Raw genomic sequence first — 13523 nt, forward strand, 5'->3', positions numbered from 1 at the left:
AAGGTGTTCACATGGCGACCCGAACTAAGACTGCGGAGACCGCATCCGCACCAAAGAAGGCCCCCGCAAAGGCGGCCACTCAATCTGGAGCGCGCACTAAAGCTGCCGACGCAGTCGACGATGTGGTTAGTGACGCCGAAGGCGTGGAGACCGCTACGACAAAGACAGCCGCGAAGAAAGCGACGACAACGAAGTCGACCGCTGCTGCGTCTGCTGCCAAGAAGCCCGCTGCCAAGAAGCCCGCTGCGAAGAAGCCTGCGACTCGAGCCAAAAAGGCTGCCGCTGATGCTGTCGAGATCGTCGAAGCAGATGGTGAAGAAGCCAAGCCCGAAGACGAGCAAGATGAGAAGTCGACGGGCAAAGACGAATCTTTGCCCACGGGCGCCCTCGTTCTTTCCTTGGTCGATGACGACGATGACGTTCCCGTGTATTCCGCCGCAATCACTGGTGCAACCGCGGATCCTGTCAAGGACTACCTGAAGCAAATCGGTAAGGTGGCCCTGCTCAATGCCGCTCAAGAAGTCGAGCTGGCGATGCGCATCGAAGCGGGACTTTTCGCAGAAGACAAGCTTTCCCAGATGGCTCCCGGCGAAGTGCGCTCGACGCTCGGTCGCGAGCTGCAGTGGGTGGCGAAGGACGGCCAGCGGGCTAAGAGTCACTTGCTCGGCGCAAACCTGCGCCTTGTCGTGTCACTTGCAAAGCGTTACACCGGCCGCGGAATGCAATTCCTTGACCTCATCCAAGAGGGAAACCTAGGTCTCATTCGTGCCGTCGAAAAGTTCGACTATACGAAGGGCTTCAAGTTCTCGACGTATGCGACGTGGTGGATCCGTCAGGCAATTACGCGTGCAATGGCAGACCAGGCCCGTACGATTCGTATTCCTGTGCACATGGTTGAAGTGATCAACAAACTCGCTCGTGTTCAGCGTCAGATGCTTCAGGATCTCGGTCGCGAGCCTACTCCTGAAGAACTATCGCGCGAATTGGACATGACGCCTGAGAAGGTCGTAGAAGTTCAGAAGTACGGTCGCGAACCTATTTCTCTGCATACTCCGCTCGGTGAAGACGGCGATAGCGAGTTCGGTGACCTGATCGAAGATACCGAAGCGGTTGTTCCTGCAGACGCAGTGGGATTCACGATGCTGCAGAAGCAATTGGAGAGCTTGCTTGACTCGCTATCCGAGCGTGAAGCCGGCGTTATCCGCATGCGTTTCGGTCTTGGCGACGGAATGCCGAAGACACTTGACCAGATCGGTGACACGTTCGGAGTGACTCGCGAACGTATCCGACAGATTGAATCTAAGACGATGGCCAAGCTGCGTCATCCGTCACGCTCGCAGTCACTGCGCGATTACCTCGAATAGGTCGACAATGGGTGCTGAAGCGAACGCTGGTAAAAGTCTCACTGTTGACGTTGATGGCGCTGTTTACGAACGGCTACCGATCAAGACGCGACTGGTCGTTCGTGAGGATGACATTGTTCAGGTTGTGTCGGAGTATGCGAGCGATTTAGTTCGTGACGGAGATTTGCTCTTTGTCACGGAGAAGATCGTCGGAATCACGCAGGGCCGCGCCTACCCAATTTCGGAAATTCAGCCCCGCAAGCTAGCCACATTCTTGTCGAAATATGTCACGAAGACGTCGCACGGGATCGGTCTCGGCATGCCGGAGACAATGGAGATGGCCCTACGTGAATGCGGTACTCCGCGAATTCTGTTCGCTGCGGCTGTTGCCGCGGTGACGAAGCTCATCGGTCGTCGTGGTGACTTTTATCGCATCGCTGGTCCGAAGGCTCGAGCGATCGATGGCCCGACTAAGAACACGATTCCGCCATACGATTCGCATGTCGTGCTCGGTCCAGCTCGCCCAGATGGAGTTGCCGCTGATATTGCGGCAGCCCTGGGGCGCGATATCCACGTTCTCGTTGTGGACATCAACGACTTCGGCGGAAATATTCTCGGTTCAACGACCAACAAGGCCACGAACGAGCTCGTTCTCAAGGTGCTGAAGGACAACCCTCTGGGGCAGGACCATCAGAGCACTCCGTTGGGCATCATCCGGGGCGCTTAGCACGCGCCGTAATTGGCACTTTCAGCAATTCTCTGCGCACTACTTCGTGGGGTGAATCTCGCCAATCGACGTGAGTGTTCTATAGATGTGCTTTAGAAGTCGATTACTTCGCGAAACCGGGGGAGCAAACCGGTCTTTATTCCGGTGAGGCTTGGCTTCATCTGAAAAACACCGGTGTTGTAATTTCCCTCGATGATGGCGGGCCCGGTGGTCGAGATGGCGATGTCCCAGCCCACATAAGGAATTTCGGGAATCACACGCCCCACCGTGTCAAGCGTTGCGAGGACTTCATCGTAAAGCGGTACTTGGAAACCGACGATGGGCGTTCCAGTCTGCGGATGCTCCGTAAACGTGTTCGCGTACTTGTCGAATGCACCGTAGTGCGCAATTCCGGTCTTCTCATCGAGAACGGTATACATTCCGCCGCGGCCATAATTATCGACCTCCGCACCGTTTCCCATTCGCAGCACTGCTTCCATGACGTGGACTTCGTCACCGTCGAAGAAAGTGATCATGCGAAGGGAATTGACGCTCGTGGGGCAAAGTGAAGACATCCCTGGATGCTGCTGGATAAAAGCCTCCACCAAGAACTGTCGCTTCTCCATAAGTTCCCGATAGAGCGAGTGAGCATCGGTAAGCGCATCCCCAGAGTGTTTTTCGATTCCCGCACCACTCATGCTGTCAACAACCTTGACCATGATCGGATCGTGGTGCGAGACAAACTCGGCAAATTCCGCCTCGGTGGCGGTTCGGAGGTCCAGCCAAGCGCGCCCAAGCCACTGATCGAAAGTCTTGTTGAACGTTGGCTTGTCGTAAAAACGTTCGCGAAATTCGCGTTGGTTGTACTTCACGACGATGGAATTGGCGTTGCCGCTAGTGATCCAGGTGCGGCGTTCGGTGCGGCTGAGAACGTTGAACTCGAACTCTTCGTAGTCGAGGTATCCCGCTTGATATACGAGTGAACACCACACCATGTCGATCAGAACGAAGAACACGGGAGTTCGGCTACGGGAGCTGATCGCCCGAGCTACAGCGATCATGTTTTTAACGTCGAGCGAGACAAGACGCGACACGTAGTGCCGGATGCGCTTCACAGTTCTCCTACGAAGGTCACACCGACACACGTGTCGGCGGCGAGCTAACTATCTGCTGATGTTAGGCGACGCCCTATGCGGTTAGACGGCTGGACTCGTCGTGCCAGTTGAGCGCGGTGGGGAACAGCTTGTCTTTGAATTTTGCGCCGTGGTGGGCGCAGAAGAGGAGGTCGCCACTGGCGAGCGTCGCGCGGATGTATGCCTGCGCGCCACAACTGTCACAGCGATCAATCGCCGTGAGGGTGTAGTCCATCTCATCGACTGGGGTGTCTTCTGTTGCAATGTTCGACATGGCCTACTCCTTCTTGCTTGCGGTTGTTATTCCGTACGCCTATACAAGCACGCGTGCCTGAAGATTCTTCCTACATTATGGGCATTTCGCTCAGCGCGTATCGAAGGCCAACCGGGAGCTCCTGCGTGCCTCGGTGGGTGTCGGTGAGCGCTAATGTCATGAGGAGAACGTAGTCTTGAATGAGGCCTCCCGTCGTCAAACCCTAGGAGATTACTATGGCGAGCTCTGACTATTCAGCCCGTCACTTATCCGTACTCGAGGGGCTCGAAGCCGTTCGTAAGCGCCCTGGCATGTATATCGGGTCGACTGACTCTCGTGGGCTCATGCATTGCCTGTGGGAGATAATCGATAATTCGGTTGACGAGGCTCTCGACGGACACGGTTCGGAGATCAGTGTAATTCTGCACGCAGACGAAAGTGTCGAGGTGCGTGACCGCGCACGTGGCATCCCCGTTGATGTGGAGCCGAAGACCGGGCTCACCGGCGTTGAGGTTGTCTTTACAAAATTGCATGCTGGCGGAAAGTTCGGCTCGGGTTCGTATGCTGCGTCCGGTGGCCTTCATGGAGTTGGTGCCTCAGTAGTCAATGCGCTGTCGGAGCGGCTTGATGTCGAGGTGGATCGTGACGGAAAAACTTATGCGATGTCGTTCCACCGAGGTGAGCCTGGCACTTTTGCTGATTCCGGTGAACCGACGCCGGATGCACCATTCACTCCGTTCGTATCAGGAAGTGAACTTCGAGTAATCGGCAAAGTGCCCAAGGGGCGCACGGGCACGCGGGTGCGCTACTGGTCCGATCGCCAGATCTTCACCAAGGGCGCAACCTTTCAGTCCGATGGATTAATTGATCGCCTCCGCCAGACTGCATTTTTGGTTCCGAACCTCACTCTGAATGTGTCGGATGAGCGCGGTGACGAGCCGCGCCATGAATCCTTCTTGTTCGAGGGCGGAATTTCTGAGTTTGTTGAGCATCTAGCAGTTGACCCGCCCATCACCGATATCTGGCGTCTCACGGGTTCCGGTGGCTTCACCGAGAGCGTTCCTGTTTTGCAGGACAACGGGCACATGGTCTCGACCGAAGTGTCGCGCGATTGTGTAGTCGATGTTGCCCTGCGCTGGGGCACAGGGTACGACACCGTTATTAAGAGCTTCGTGAATATCATCGCGACTCCTAAGGGAGGAACGCACCTCGCGGGGTTCGAACAGAGTTTGCTCAAGTTTCTGCGGGCCGAGACGGAGAAGAACTCTCGGCGCTTGAAGCTCGGCAATGACAAACTCGACAAAGACGACGTTCTTGCAGGGCTAACAGTCGTATTGACCGTGCGACTGCCTGAGCCACAATTCGAGGGCCAAACAAAAGAGATTTTGGGCACCCCCGCCGTCAGAGCAATCGTCGCGAAGGTTGTGGCGGCGGCGCTCTCTGAGCGATTCACCTCGACGAAGCGGGATGACAAGTCGCAAGCAGCTCTCGTGCTCGACAAAGTTGTTGCCGAAATGAAGTCGCGAATCTCAGCCCGAGCACACAAGGAAACTCAACGACGCAAAAATGCTCTCGAGAGCTCAAGTCTCCCTGCGAAGCTTGTCGACTGTCGCTCTAACGATGTCGCAAACAGTGAACTTTTCATCGTGGAGGGCGACTCAGCGCTGGGCACTGCAAAGCTCGGTCGAGACAGCGAGTATCAGGCTCTGCTGCCCATTCGAGGCAAGATTCTCAACGTGCAAAAGGCCTCGATTAGCGACATGCTCTCCAACGCGGAGTGCGCCTCGATCATTCAGGTCATCGGCGCAGGGTCAGGGCGGAGCTTTGATCTATCGACAGCGCGTTACGGCAAAGTAATCATCATGGCCGATGCCGATGTTGATGGCGCCCACATCCGGACACTTTTATTGACTCTCTTCTTCCGCTACATGCCGGACATGATTCGTGACGGCCGCGTGTACGCTGCTGTTCCACCATTGCACCGAGTGGTCGTGATCAATCCCGGTTCGAAGCCGAACGAAACCATTTACACCTACTCAGAAAAAGAGCTCAATGGTGTTCTTGCGGGTCTAAAGAAGTCAGGCAAGCGCTATCAAGATCCCATTCAGCGCTACAAGGGACTCGGCGAAATGGATGCCGATCAATTGGCGACCACCACAATGGACCGCAATAACCGGGTTCTTCGCCGCGTCAACATCGCCGATGCTGAGAATGCCGGAACCGTTTTTGAGTTACTCATGGGCAATGAGGTCGCTCCGCGCAAGGAGTTCATTATCCAAGGTCAGGGACTTGATCGCGATCGAATCGACGTCTAGCTGATCGGGTGTGAACCAGCATCTTGTTCTGAAAGACTGCTTTATCGGTACCGAAAGCTAAGCATGTATCGATCGCTAAACGCGAGAGGCCGTTGCCTGAATTTTCAGGCAACGGCCTCTCGCGTTTAAGCCAGTAGGCCTCTGGGGGTCGTGTTAGGGCGTCGTGCCTAGTGAACCGATAACGCTGTCGAGGAGAGTTCCAGAGCCATCGCGTTTCGATCGTTCGGTGGGGAGCTGGCGCACCGCACCATCAGGGCCGACTGCCGTTGCGGGAACTCGACCGACCCAAGCGAGCGTGAGTACGTCTTCACCCTTGAGCAGCGAGTGAGCGCGAACCCCGCCGGTTCCGCGACCCTTAGCCGGGAATTGAGAGAACTCGCTGAGCTTCACACGCCCCGGGTCCGTGCCCGGGATGGTGACGCTTGAGCCCGAGATCGTGACTGCGACGTTCTCGAGGTCAGGCTTTACGGCATCGAAGAAGATTACTTCCGCGCCAGGACTCACTCTGATGCCAGCCATGCCACCCGCGCTCAGACCCTGTGGGCGCACCGAGGAGGCGGCAAAGTGCAGAAGTTGAGTATCGGATGTCACGAAAGTCAGTTCATCATCATCGGTGCTGTGCGCCGCACCAACGAGTTCGTCTCCCGCTTTGAGGGAGATGATCTCGAATTCAGGTTTAGAAGCCCATACGCCGGGTGAGACGCGTTTAACGATGCCCTGGCGAGTTCCGAGAGCGATCGGTTCGTCGCTGTCGAGCGAAACGATAGCGAGAACGCGTTCCTTCTTTTCGAGCGTGAGGTACTCGCTGATCTTTGCGCCCGCACCCAGTTGCACTGAACTAGTCGGTACGTTCGGCAGATCGACTGCAGTAAAGCGAATCAGTCGGCCACGGTTCGTGACGGCTCCGATCTCGGTGCGCGTCGTCGTTGTCACCCGCGAACGGATCGCGTCGTGCTTGGAGCGTCGCGATGCAGCTAACACGGTGTCGCCTTCGCTGATGCCCACTCGAATGATCTGACCAGTCGTTGATAGAAGCACGATGCACGGCTCATCAGCGATCTCAAGCACAGCCTGGTTCTTGCGCGCGGCTGCGCGTGACGTCGTGGCGATGGAGGCAGGCGCCTCGGTGAGAAGAGTCCGTCGCGGGTTGCCAAACTTCTCTGCGACTGTGTCGAGTTCGTCAGATACGAGGGCACGAATGAGGGTCTCGTCGGATAGCAGCGCCTCGAGACGAGCGATTTCTGTCCGCAGCTTTTCTGCCTCGGCTTCGAGCTCGATGCGGCTGAACTTCGTGAGGCGGCGTAGCCGCAGTTCGAGGATGTACTCGGCCTGCAGTTCACTGAGATCGAAGACATCCCGCAGTCGGGTGCGAGCCTGATCGCTGTCGTCGCTCTGGCGAATAACCTGAATGACCTCATCGATGTCAACGATCGCGATGAGCAATCCTTCAACGAGGTGTAGTCGTTCGAGGTGGCGGGCGAGGCGGTACTTGCTGCGTCGCGTAACGACTTGAAGGCGGTGCTTGAGAAATACCTCGAGTAGCGCTTTAAGGCCGAGAGTTTGAGGGCGCCCGTCAACAAGCGTCACAGCATTGATGCTGAAGTTGTCTTCAAGCGGAGTGAGCCGGTAAAGCTGGTCGAGAACAGCATCCGGACTAAAGCCTGTCTTGATGCCGATCACGAGCCGAAGGCCGTGATTGCGGTCGGTGAGATCGGTGACATCAGATATGCCGACGATCTTCTTGTTGTTGACTCCGTCTTTGATCTTCTCAATAACACGCTCGGGTCCAACAAGGTAAGGAAGTTCGGTGACGACGAGACCCATTTTGCGCGCTGTGATCGACTCGACAGAGACCTTCGCGCGAGTCTTGAATGCGCCGCGGCCATTCGCGTAAGCGTCTTTCACTCCACTGAGGCCGATGATGGTACCTCCCGTGGGAAGGTCGGGACCAGGGACAAACTGCATAAGCTCTTCGAGAGAAGCCTCTGGGTGTGAGAGCAAGTGTTGCGCCGCGCCCACGACCTCGACGAGATTATGGGGCGCCATGTTCGTGGCCATTCCCACGGCGATACCGCTCGCACCATTGACCAAGAGGTTGGGGAATGCCGCAGGCAATACCTCAGGCTGTGTAGTCGAATTGTCGTAGTTGGGTACGAAATCGACAACGTCTTCGTCGAGGTCGTCGGTCATGGCGATCGCTGATGCCTGCAAACGGGCTTCGGTGTACCGCGGAGCGGCGGGGCCGTCGTCTAGCGAACCAAAGTTTCCGTGACCGTCAATGAGTGGCACTCGCAGAATGAAGCTCTGAGTGAGACGCACCATCGCGTCATAAATAGATGCGTCGCCGTGGGGATGCAATTTGCCCATGACGTCACCCACAACGCGAGAAGACTTGACGTGGCCCTTTTCTGGCCGCAGTCCCATTTCGCTCATCTGGTACAGAATGCGTCGTTGCACCGGCTTGAGGCCGTCGCGTGCGTCGGGGAGCGCACGCGAATAGATCACGGAGTACGCGTACTCCAAGAACGAACCCTGCATCTCGGTCGTGACATCGATGTCCTCGATGCGTTCGCCGGCAGGGGAGTCTGGGGTGGGTTTTGTGGGAGTAGCCATAGGATTAGACCTAATGTTACCGGCGCTCAACCCAGACTCAGTGAACCTTAGCGATGTGTTGTCAAGTTCCCTCCAGGCAATCGCGGGTGAGGACAATCGCCTGAGCCTGCCTGCGGTGCGGCACGCCGTCGTGCTTCTTGTAGATGGCCTTGGCGCGCATAATCTCAAAGCGCGCTCGGGGCACGCTCGAACCCTTGCCGCGGCGCTATCCAGAGCCGCTGTAATTCAATCGGGTTTTCCCACGACAACGGCAGCGGCGATTGCCAGCCTCACGACCGGTACCCGACCGGGCCAGCACGGCTTGGTCGGATATAGCGCTCTTGACCCAGTGAACAATCGAGTGCTGCACCAACTATCCGGCTGGGACTCTCTTACCGATCCTGCAACCTGGCAACGGATGCCCACAGTCTTCGAGCGAGCATCCGAGAGCGGATTCAGAGCGGTCGCTGTCGGTGCTGCGCGATATCGGGACTCTGGTTTCACGAGAGCCGTTCTGCGGGGTGCCCGTTATGTCGTTGCGGGATCGCTTGCTGAACGCATTCGTGCGGCTGTAGAGGTCGGTCAGTCAAGCGATCAGCCGTCGCTCACTTACGTTTATGCGCCTGAACTCGATATGGCGGGTCACGCCAATGGCTGGCAATCGCCGCAATGGACTCATGCGCTCGAATCTCTCGATGCGGCTCTGAGCACAGCAGTCGCGCAACTTGCGCCAGATCAAGGCCTTCTCGTCACCGCGGATCACGGCATGATCGACATCCCGCGCGAGTCGCACGTACTTTTCGATACGGCGCCAGAATTGCTGGAAGGCATTGCGCACGTCGCAGGCGAGCCGCGATGTCTACAGCTCTACTTTCACACTGGCGTGAGTATTGAAGTGCGCGCGGAGGTCCTTGAGCGATGGCGCGAAAGCGAAGCGAGCCGCGCCTGGGTGACTAGCCGCGAGGAAGCGATCGCAGCGGGCTGGTTCGGTGCAGTGTCTCCCGATGTCACTGATCGCATTGGTGACATCATCGTGGCGGCACGAAAGAGCGTCGCGTATTACGACTCGCGTATCGCGAACGAAAAGGGCCGGAACATGATCGGCCAGCACGGATCCTGGTCTGACGAAGAACTTCGAGTGCCTTTGCTCCGCTACGGTGCTTTCGCTTTATAACCTCAATGCTTTACGCCGTCACGCAAAGAATCTGCAGTAGCGAGAATCTAGGCGGGGTCGTCATCGGGTTTTGTCCCGAATACGATGTCGTCCCAGCTCGGCATGGCCACGCGACGACGCCGCGACTTGGCGCTGGGCTGTGGCGCTGTTGCGTGAGGCGGTGCTGGGGCATCCCGTCGCTCTTCTGCGGCAGGTGGGTCGAGCAAACGCATTGACGGCTCAGAGCCGACATTCGGAGTGGAATCGTCTTCTTCGGCGTCGAAATTCGCGGGCTCGCGCTCGCCACGACGACGACGAAGTGCGTCAAGAAGGTCGGCGGTCTGGTTTCCGACTCCCGCTTCTGCGCTGCGGTCTCGCATGACGGGGAGTTCTGCGGGGCGGATGGGAGCAGGTTCGTCGGCGAGCTCATCGATGTCGAACGCGCCGCTGTCGAAGCGGGCGGCGTCTGGAGTTCCCTCTGTTGGCGAAACAGCACGAAGGCGCGGGATCAGTGCGCCCGTTACTTCGCCCTGTTGCGACAGTGTCTTGGCTTCGTTGTTGAGCGGCGAGAGCGACTGGCGCTTGGGGTCGTACTGCCAGCGCGCGTCGTGATCAATAGTGTTGGCGCTGAACGAGAGCTTTACTATCCATCCCGACTCAGGATCTTTCCAGCTAGCCCAGCGCTCGTCAGCCGCGTTCATATCGGCCAAGCGTTCCCGAATAGCAGACCCGAAGGTGCGGCTTGACGTGAGGGAGTCTGTTTCGCCAGCGACGTGCACGGGCACGGCGAGGGCGGATGTGACCACAAATTCGCGCTCGGCTACTACCGGCCCCTCGAAACGTTCGATGTACTCAAGGTCGGCGCCGGTAAGTGTTGCGACTTCCTGAGCAGACATTCCGGCACGGATGTGGGCCTGAATCTCTCGAGGGGCGAGCTTCGGGCCTGTTCCTGACAGCGCACGGCTCTGACGCAGTCGTGACTGCAGAACGCTATCAACGGCGAGACGGTATCGAGTCCCGTCACCACTCGACACGATCAGCGCACCGTCTTGTACTTCGATTACCCGAAGGTCTTCCATAGTGAACTTCTCCAGCCCTCACGATTACCCTTTAGGGTCGCACGCAATAGGCGGTTTATATGGGAATAACACGCCTCCGCAGACAGTTGTCTCAGGCGCTGCACAGAGTTGCAGTTTCGGCGGTTTGCAATTCGGTTCGCTTTCATGCAAACTGTGCCCGCCGATTCCGGTGATTCAACGTAAAAAAGAAGTGGATGGGCATGGCCACCGACTACGACGCACCTCGTAAGACCGACGACGACTCCGAGTCGATCGAGGCTCTTAAAGAGCGTGTTCCTGACAAAATGTCGGGCTCGGTTGATGTTGAGGATTCAGACAACCCGGCGAACTTTGAGCTTGCCGGCGCTGACCTCTCTGACCTTGACCTCGATGTGGTTGTTCTGCCGCCTCAGGCTGACGAATTCACTTGCGTGAGCTGCTTCCTTGTGAAGCACCGCTCGCAGGTAGACCACACCACCAAGCTCGGCGCTATTTGTTTGGAGTGCGCAGCTTAACTTCTGCGATAGCTTCGACAACCAGTTCGGGAGTGCGACTCGACAACAACCAATACGGTGTCGGGTCGCTCTCATCGAGCACTTCGAGGCGCACTACGGGAGAGATCCATCCGCGGATCATCAGCCACGCCCGCGCATCTAGGCGCTGACCGCGTTCAAGAGTGGCTTCAGCGTCGTGAAAAGTCTCTACCTCCCCGATGATCTCGATCGGAAGTCGAGCATTGCCTGCACGAAGTTCTTCCGCATCGATAGTGATCGTCGGTGCCGACCAGAGCAAGAATCCAATAATCGACGCATAGAGCACGGCCGCGGTTATATACCCCACAGTGATGTTGATGGGCATGAAGACCAAAATGCTCGCGGGAATGATGAGTGCGGATGCGATGTAGAGCCAAGCTGCGGGCCATAAGCGTTCACGGTAGTAAGTCACGCATCCATTACACACTGTTTTTGTTGCGCACGTTTCGAGGAGTGGGCCGTTCTGCACTAGCCTCGACTCGTGATTGACAACGTAGAGGTGCTCATTTCCTCCGGCCAGACACCCACCTATGCGCATCCGGGGGATGCCGGGGCAGATCTGTATTCCGCCGCGCGCTACTCGCTTCAGCCCGGAGCACGTGAGACCGTTGCGACTGGAGTTTCGATCGCCTTACCTGACGGCTATGTGGCCTTTGTCGTTCCGCGCAGCGGCCTCGCGGCACGGCACGGCATCACGGTAGTCAACAGTCCGGGAACAGTGGATGCCGGCTACCGGGGCGAAATAAGAGTTACGTTGCTCAACACTGATTCTTCGTCCACTTTCGAGATCGAAGCGGGCGATAGAATCGCGCAATTGATCGTTATGCCAGTTTCCCGAGCTCGATTCATACCCGTTTCGACTCTTCCTGGAAGCCATCGCGGTGAGTCGGGCTTTGGCTCGACCGGAATCCGCGCAGAGTCAACACAACAAGGAGCCACTTCGTGAGCGACACTACTGAAACTGACCAGCCACAGGAACAGCCGAAGTCGGCACCCGAGAATCGTGCCACGGTCGGACCTCTTGACGAGAGCGAAGCTAACGCTGTTCGGCCTTATGTTGACTTGGGCGGGGTCAAGATTCTTCCGCGACAGGACCTCCATCTTCGGCTTGAGGTTGAAGAAGCGAGCAAACGAGTCGTCGCGGTAGGGCTCGATTACTCGGGTTCGACTCTCCAGATCCAACCATTCGCGGCTCCGCGCTCAAGCGGGTTATGGCACGAGATTCGCCAACAAATTATCGATCAGGTGCACACGCAAGGTGGAACTACGAAGGTTTCCGATGGGCCGTTCGGGCCAGAAGTCTTCGCTGAGATCCCCGTAGCAGGCAAGCCAGGGGAGAAGCGCATTGCTCGTTTCGTCGGAGTTGACGGGCCACGTTGGTTCCTCCGTGGCGTAATAGCAGGCGAAGCGCTGAAGGACGCGGTGGCCGCGGCCAAGATTGAAGATCTATTCCGCTCCATCGTTGTGGTCCGCGGCAGTACTCCGATGCCGCCTCGCGATCTTATCCCGCTGCACATGCCCGCGACCGGTGACAAAGAAGCCAACGCGTGAGTTCTGAAGACGAGCACGAGGGGCAGCCGGTTCCGGGAGACAGCGGCGGTGATCCCAGCGTTCGTGAAGCGCTAGCGGCGGCGGCTCGCCGTTCGGCAGTAGGGCAGGTAGCCCCGGGTGAGGCGCCGACCACGGGAGCCTTGCTCGCTGCCATGGGTGGCATCAGGGGCTTGGTGGAGTCCATCCTTCCAGGGCTCGCATTCTTGGTCATCTTTACAATCACACAACAGCTAGTGGCCTCTGTCGTGGCGCCGGTTGTCGTGGCGCTAGCATTCGTCGTGGTGCGACTCGTCTCGCGTACTCCTGTTTCTTCAGCATTAGTAGGGGTTCTTGGCGTGGGCCTCTCGGCGGGGCTCGCACTTTTCACGGGCCGCGCCGAGGACAATTTTCTGCTGGGGTTTGTCATTAACGGTCTGTTCCTGATCGCCATCGTGGTGAGCGTGATCGCGCGTCGACCGCTCGTCGGCCTTATCGCGACGCTGTTGGTTCCTACTGCGGCTGACTGGCGTGAGGATAGAGCGAAGTTCCGTGTGGCGCTCATCGCCACGGTCCTGTGGGCTGGGCTCTTCGCTCTCAGGCTCGGAGTGGAACTGCCCCTGTACTTCGCCGAAGCCACTCAAGCTCTCGCTACCGTCAAGCTGCTGCTGGGTGTGCCGCTGTACGCGGGAGTGCTCTGGGTTACCTGGCTGCTCATGCGCACCGCTTATGGTCGAACGGCATCCGTCTAGTTCGAATTCGTCGCCGTGGCGTCGCTCTAGCTAAAACCGGATGGTGTATATTTATCTCGACGTCAAGATACTTTTGACGAAAGTCGCAGCGCAGTTTCTGTGATTCAGTCTTAGGCTTGCCTTGCTGGATTGCAGCGCACGCTCCGCGCAAGGATTGA

At 57.6% G+C, this 13523-nt stretch carries 13 protein-coding genes; 8 read left to right on the forward strand and 5 right to left on the reverse strand.

Going from position 1 to position 13523, the window contains the following annotated elements; genetic code table 11:
- Positions 1-11: 11 nt before the first annotated feature.
- Together AACZ26_RS07385 and AACZ26_RS07390 are read left to right on the forward strand one after the other, a co-directional pair.
- Positions 12-1364 (forward strand): RNA polymerase sigma factor, encoded by a 1353-nt coding sequence (locus AACZ26_RS07385; RefSeq protein WP_339620351.1) that lies wholly within the window; start codon positions 12-14, stop codon positions 1362-1364.
- A gap of 7 nt (positions 1365-1371) precedes the next feature.
- Positions 1372-2070 (forward strand): coenzyme F420-0:L-glutamate ligase, encoded by a 699-nt coding sequence (locus tag AACZ26_RS07390; RefSeq protein WP_339620352.1) that lies wholly within the window; start codon positions 1372-1374, stop codon positions 2068-2070.
- Between the two features lie 92 nt (positions 2071-2162).
- On the opposite strand, the gene AACZ26_RS07395 is transcribed toward AACZ26_RS07390, so the two are convergent.
- The gene (locus tag AACZ26_RS07395) at positions 2163-3164 is read right to left on the reverse strand and encodes a sugar-transfer associated ATP-grasp domain-containing protein (protein WP_339620353.1); all 1002 of its coding nucleotides are present in this window, start codon (positions 3162-3164) and stop codon (positions 2163-2165) included.
- A 73-nt stretch (positions 3165-3237) separates the two neighbouring features.
- Positions 3238-3456, reverse strand: a complete 219-nt coding sequence (locus AACZ26_RS07400; protein WP_339620355.1) for a hypothetical protein — start codon at positions 3454-3456, stop codon at positions 3238-3240.
- A gap of 215 nt (positions 3457-3671) precedes the next feature.
- Between AACZ26_RS07400 and AACZ26_RS07405 the strand changes: the two genes are divergently transcribed.
- Complete coding sequence (locus tag AACZ26_RS07405) at positions 3672-5750, forward strand: DNA topoisomerase IV subunit B (protein WP_339620357.1); 2079 nt, start codon at positions 3672-3674, stop codon at positions 5748-5750.
- 153 nt (positions 5751-5903) lie between these two features.
- Here the strand turns inward: AACZ26_RS07405 and AACZ26_RS07410 are convergent, their stop codons facing one another.
- On the reverse strand, positions 5904-8363 hold the full coding sequence (locus tag AACZ26_RS07410; RefSeq protein WP_339620358.1) for a DNA topoisomerase (ATP-hydrolyzing): 2460 nt from the start codon (positions 8361-8363) through the stop codon (positions 5904-5906).
- A 40-nt stretch (positions 8364-8403) separates the two neighbouring features.
- On the opposite strand from AACZ26_RS07410, the gene AACZ26_RS07415 reads away from it, so the two are divergent.
- On the forward strand, positions 8404-9516 hold the full coding sequence (locus AACZ26_RS07415) for a nucleotide pyrophosphatase/phosphodiesterase family protein (RefSeq protein ID WP_339620359.1): 1113 nt from the start codon (positions 8404-8406) through the stop codon (positions 9514-9516).
- 47 nt (positions 9517-9563) lie between these two features.
- On the opposite strand, the gene sepH is transcribed toward AACZ26_RS07415, so the two are convergent.
- A complete protein-coding gene (gene sepH, locus AACZ26_RS07420; RefSeq protein WP_339620360.1) occupies positions 9564-10574 on the reverse strand; it encodes a septation protein SepH in 1011 nt (336 codons plus the stop codon).
- A gap of 200 nt (positions 10575-10774) precedes the next feature.
- On the opposite strand from sepH, the gene AACZ26_RS07425 reads away from it, so the two are divergent.
- The gene (locus tag AACZ26_RS07425) at positions 10775-11068 is read left to right on the forward strand and encodes a DUF4193 domain-containing protein (RefSeq protein WP_339620362.1); all 294 of its coding nucleotides are present in this window, start codon (positions 10775-10777) and stop codon (positions 11066-11068) included.
- Here the strand turns inward: AACZ26_RS07425 and AACZ26_RS07430 are convergent.
- Complete coding sequence (locus AACZ26_RS07430; RefSeq protein WP_339620363.1) at positions 11043-11498, reverse strand: DUF3093 domain-containing protein; 456 nt, start codon at positions 11496-11498, stop codon at positions 11043-11045. The genes AACZ26_RS07425 and AACZ26_RS07430 overlap by 26 nt on opposite strands.
- Before the next feature lie 69 nt (positions 11499-11567).
- Here AACZ26_RS07430 and dut point away from each other — a divergent pair, with 69 nt between their 5' ends.
- Genes dut through AACZ26_RS07445 form a run of 3 tightly spaced genes read left to right on the forward strand, consistent with a single transcriptional unit; the run spans position 11568 to position 13365 of the window.
- Positions 11568-12032 (forward strand): dUTP diphosphatase, encoded by a 465-nt coding sequence (dut, locus tag AACZ26_RS07435; protein ID WP_339620364.1) that lies wholly within the window; start codon positions 11568-11570, stop codon positions 12030-12032.
- Positions 12029-12637, forward strand: coding sequence for a DUF3710 domain-containing protein (locus AACZ26_RS07440; protein ID WP_339620365.1), 609 nt, complete (start codon positions 12029-12031; stop codon positions 12635-12637). The genes dut and AACZ26_RS07440 overlap by 4 nt, the downstream gene beginning before the upstream one ends.
- The gene (locus tag AACZ26_RS07445) at positions 12634-13365 is read left to right on the forward strand and encodes a DUF3159 domain-containing protein (protein ID WP_339620366.1); all 732 of its coding nucleotides are present in this window, start codon (positions 12634-12636) and stop codon (positions 13363-13365) included. The genes AACZ26_RS07440 and AACZ26_RS07445 overlap by 4 nt, the downstream gene beginning before the upstream one ends.
- The last annotated feature ends 158 nt before the right edge of the window (positions 13366-13523 follow it).

The sequence above is a fragment of the uncultured Salinibacterium sp. genome, from assembly GCF_963974405.1.
Lineage (GTDB): Bacteria > Actinomycetota > Actinomycetes > Actinomycetales > Microbacteriaceae > Rhodoglobus.

Bases quoted from the DNA above. Each gene is read 5' to 3' on its own strand.
- AACZ26_RS07385 (WP_339620351.1), top strand. From the start codon at position 12: ATGGCGACCCGAACTAAGACTGCGGAGACCGCATCCGCACCAAAGAAG.
- AACZ26_RS07390 (WP_339620352.1), top strand. From the start codon at position 1,372: ATGGGTGCTGAAGCGAACGCTGGTAAAAGTCTCACTGTTGACGTTGAT.
- AACZ26_RS07400 (WP_339620355.1), bottom strand. From the start codon at position 3,456: ATGTCGAACATTGCAACAGAAGACACCCCAGTCGATGAGATGGACTAC.
- AACZ26_RS07405 (WP_339620357.1), top strand. From the start codon at position 3,672: ATGGCGAGCTCTGACTATTCAGCCCGTCACTTATCCGTACTCGAGGGG.
- AACZ26_RS07410 (WP_339620358.1), bottom strand. From the start codon at position 8,363: ATGGCTACTCCCACAAAACCCACCCCAGACTCCCCTGCCGGCGAACGC.
- sepH (WP_339620360.1), bottom strand. From the start codon at position 10,574: ATGGAAGACCTTCGGGTAATCGAAGTACAAGACGGTGCGCTGATCGTG.
- AACZ26_RS07425 (WP_339620362.1), top strand. From the start codon at position 10,775: ATGGCCACCGACTACGACGCACCTCGTAAGACCGACGACGACTCCGAG.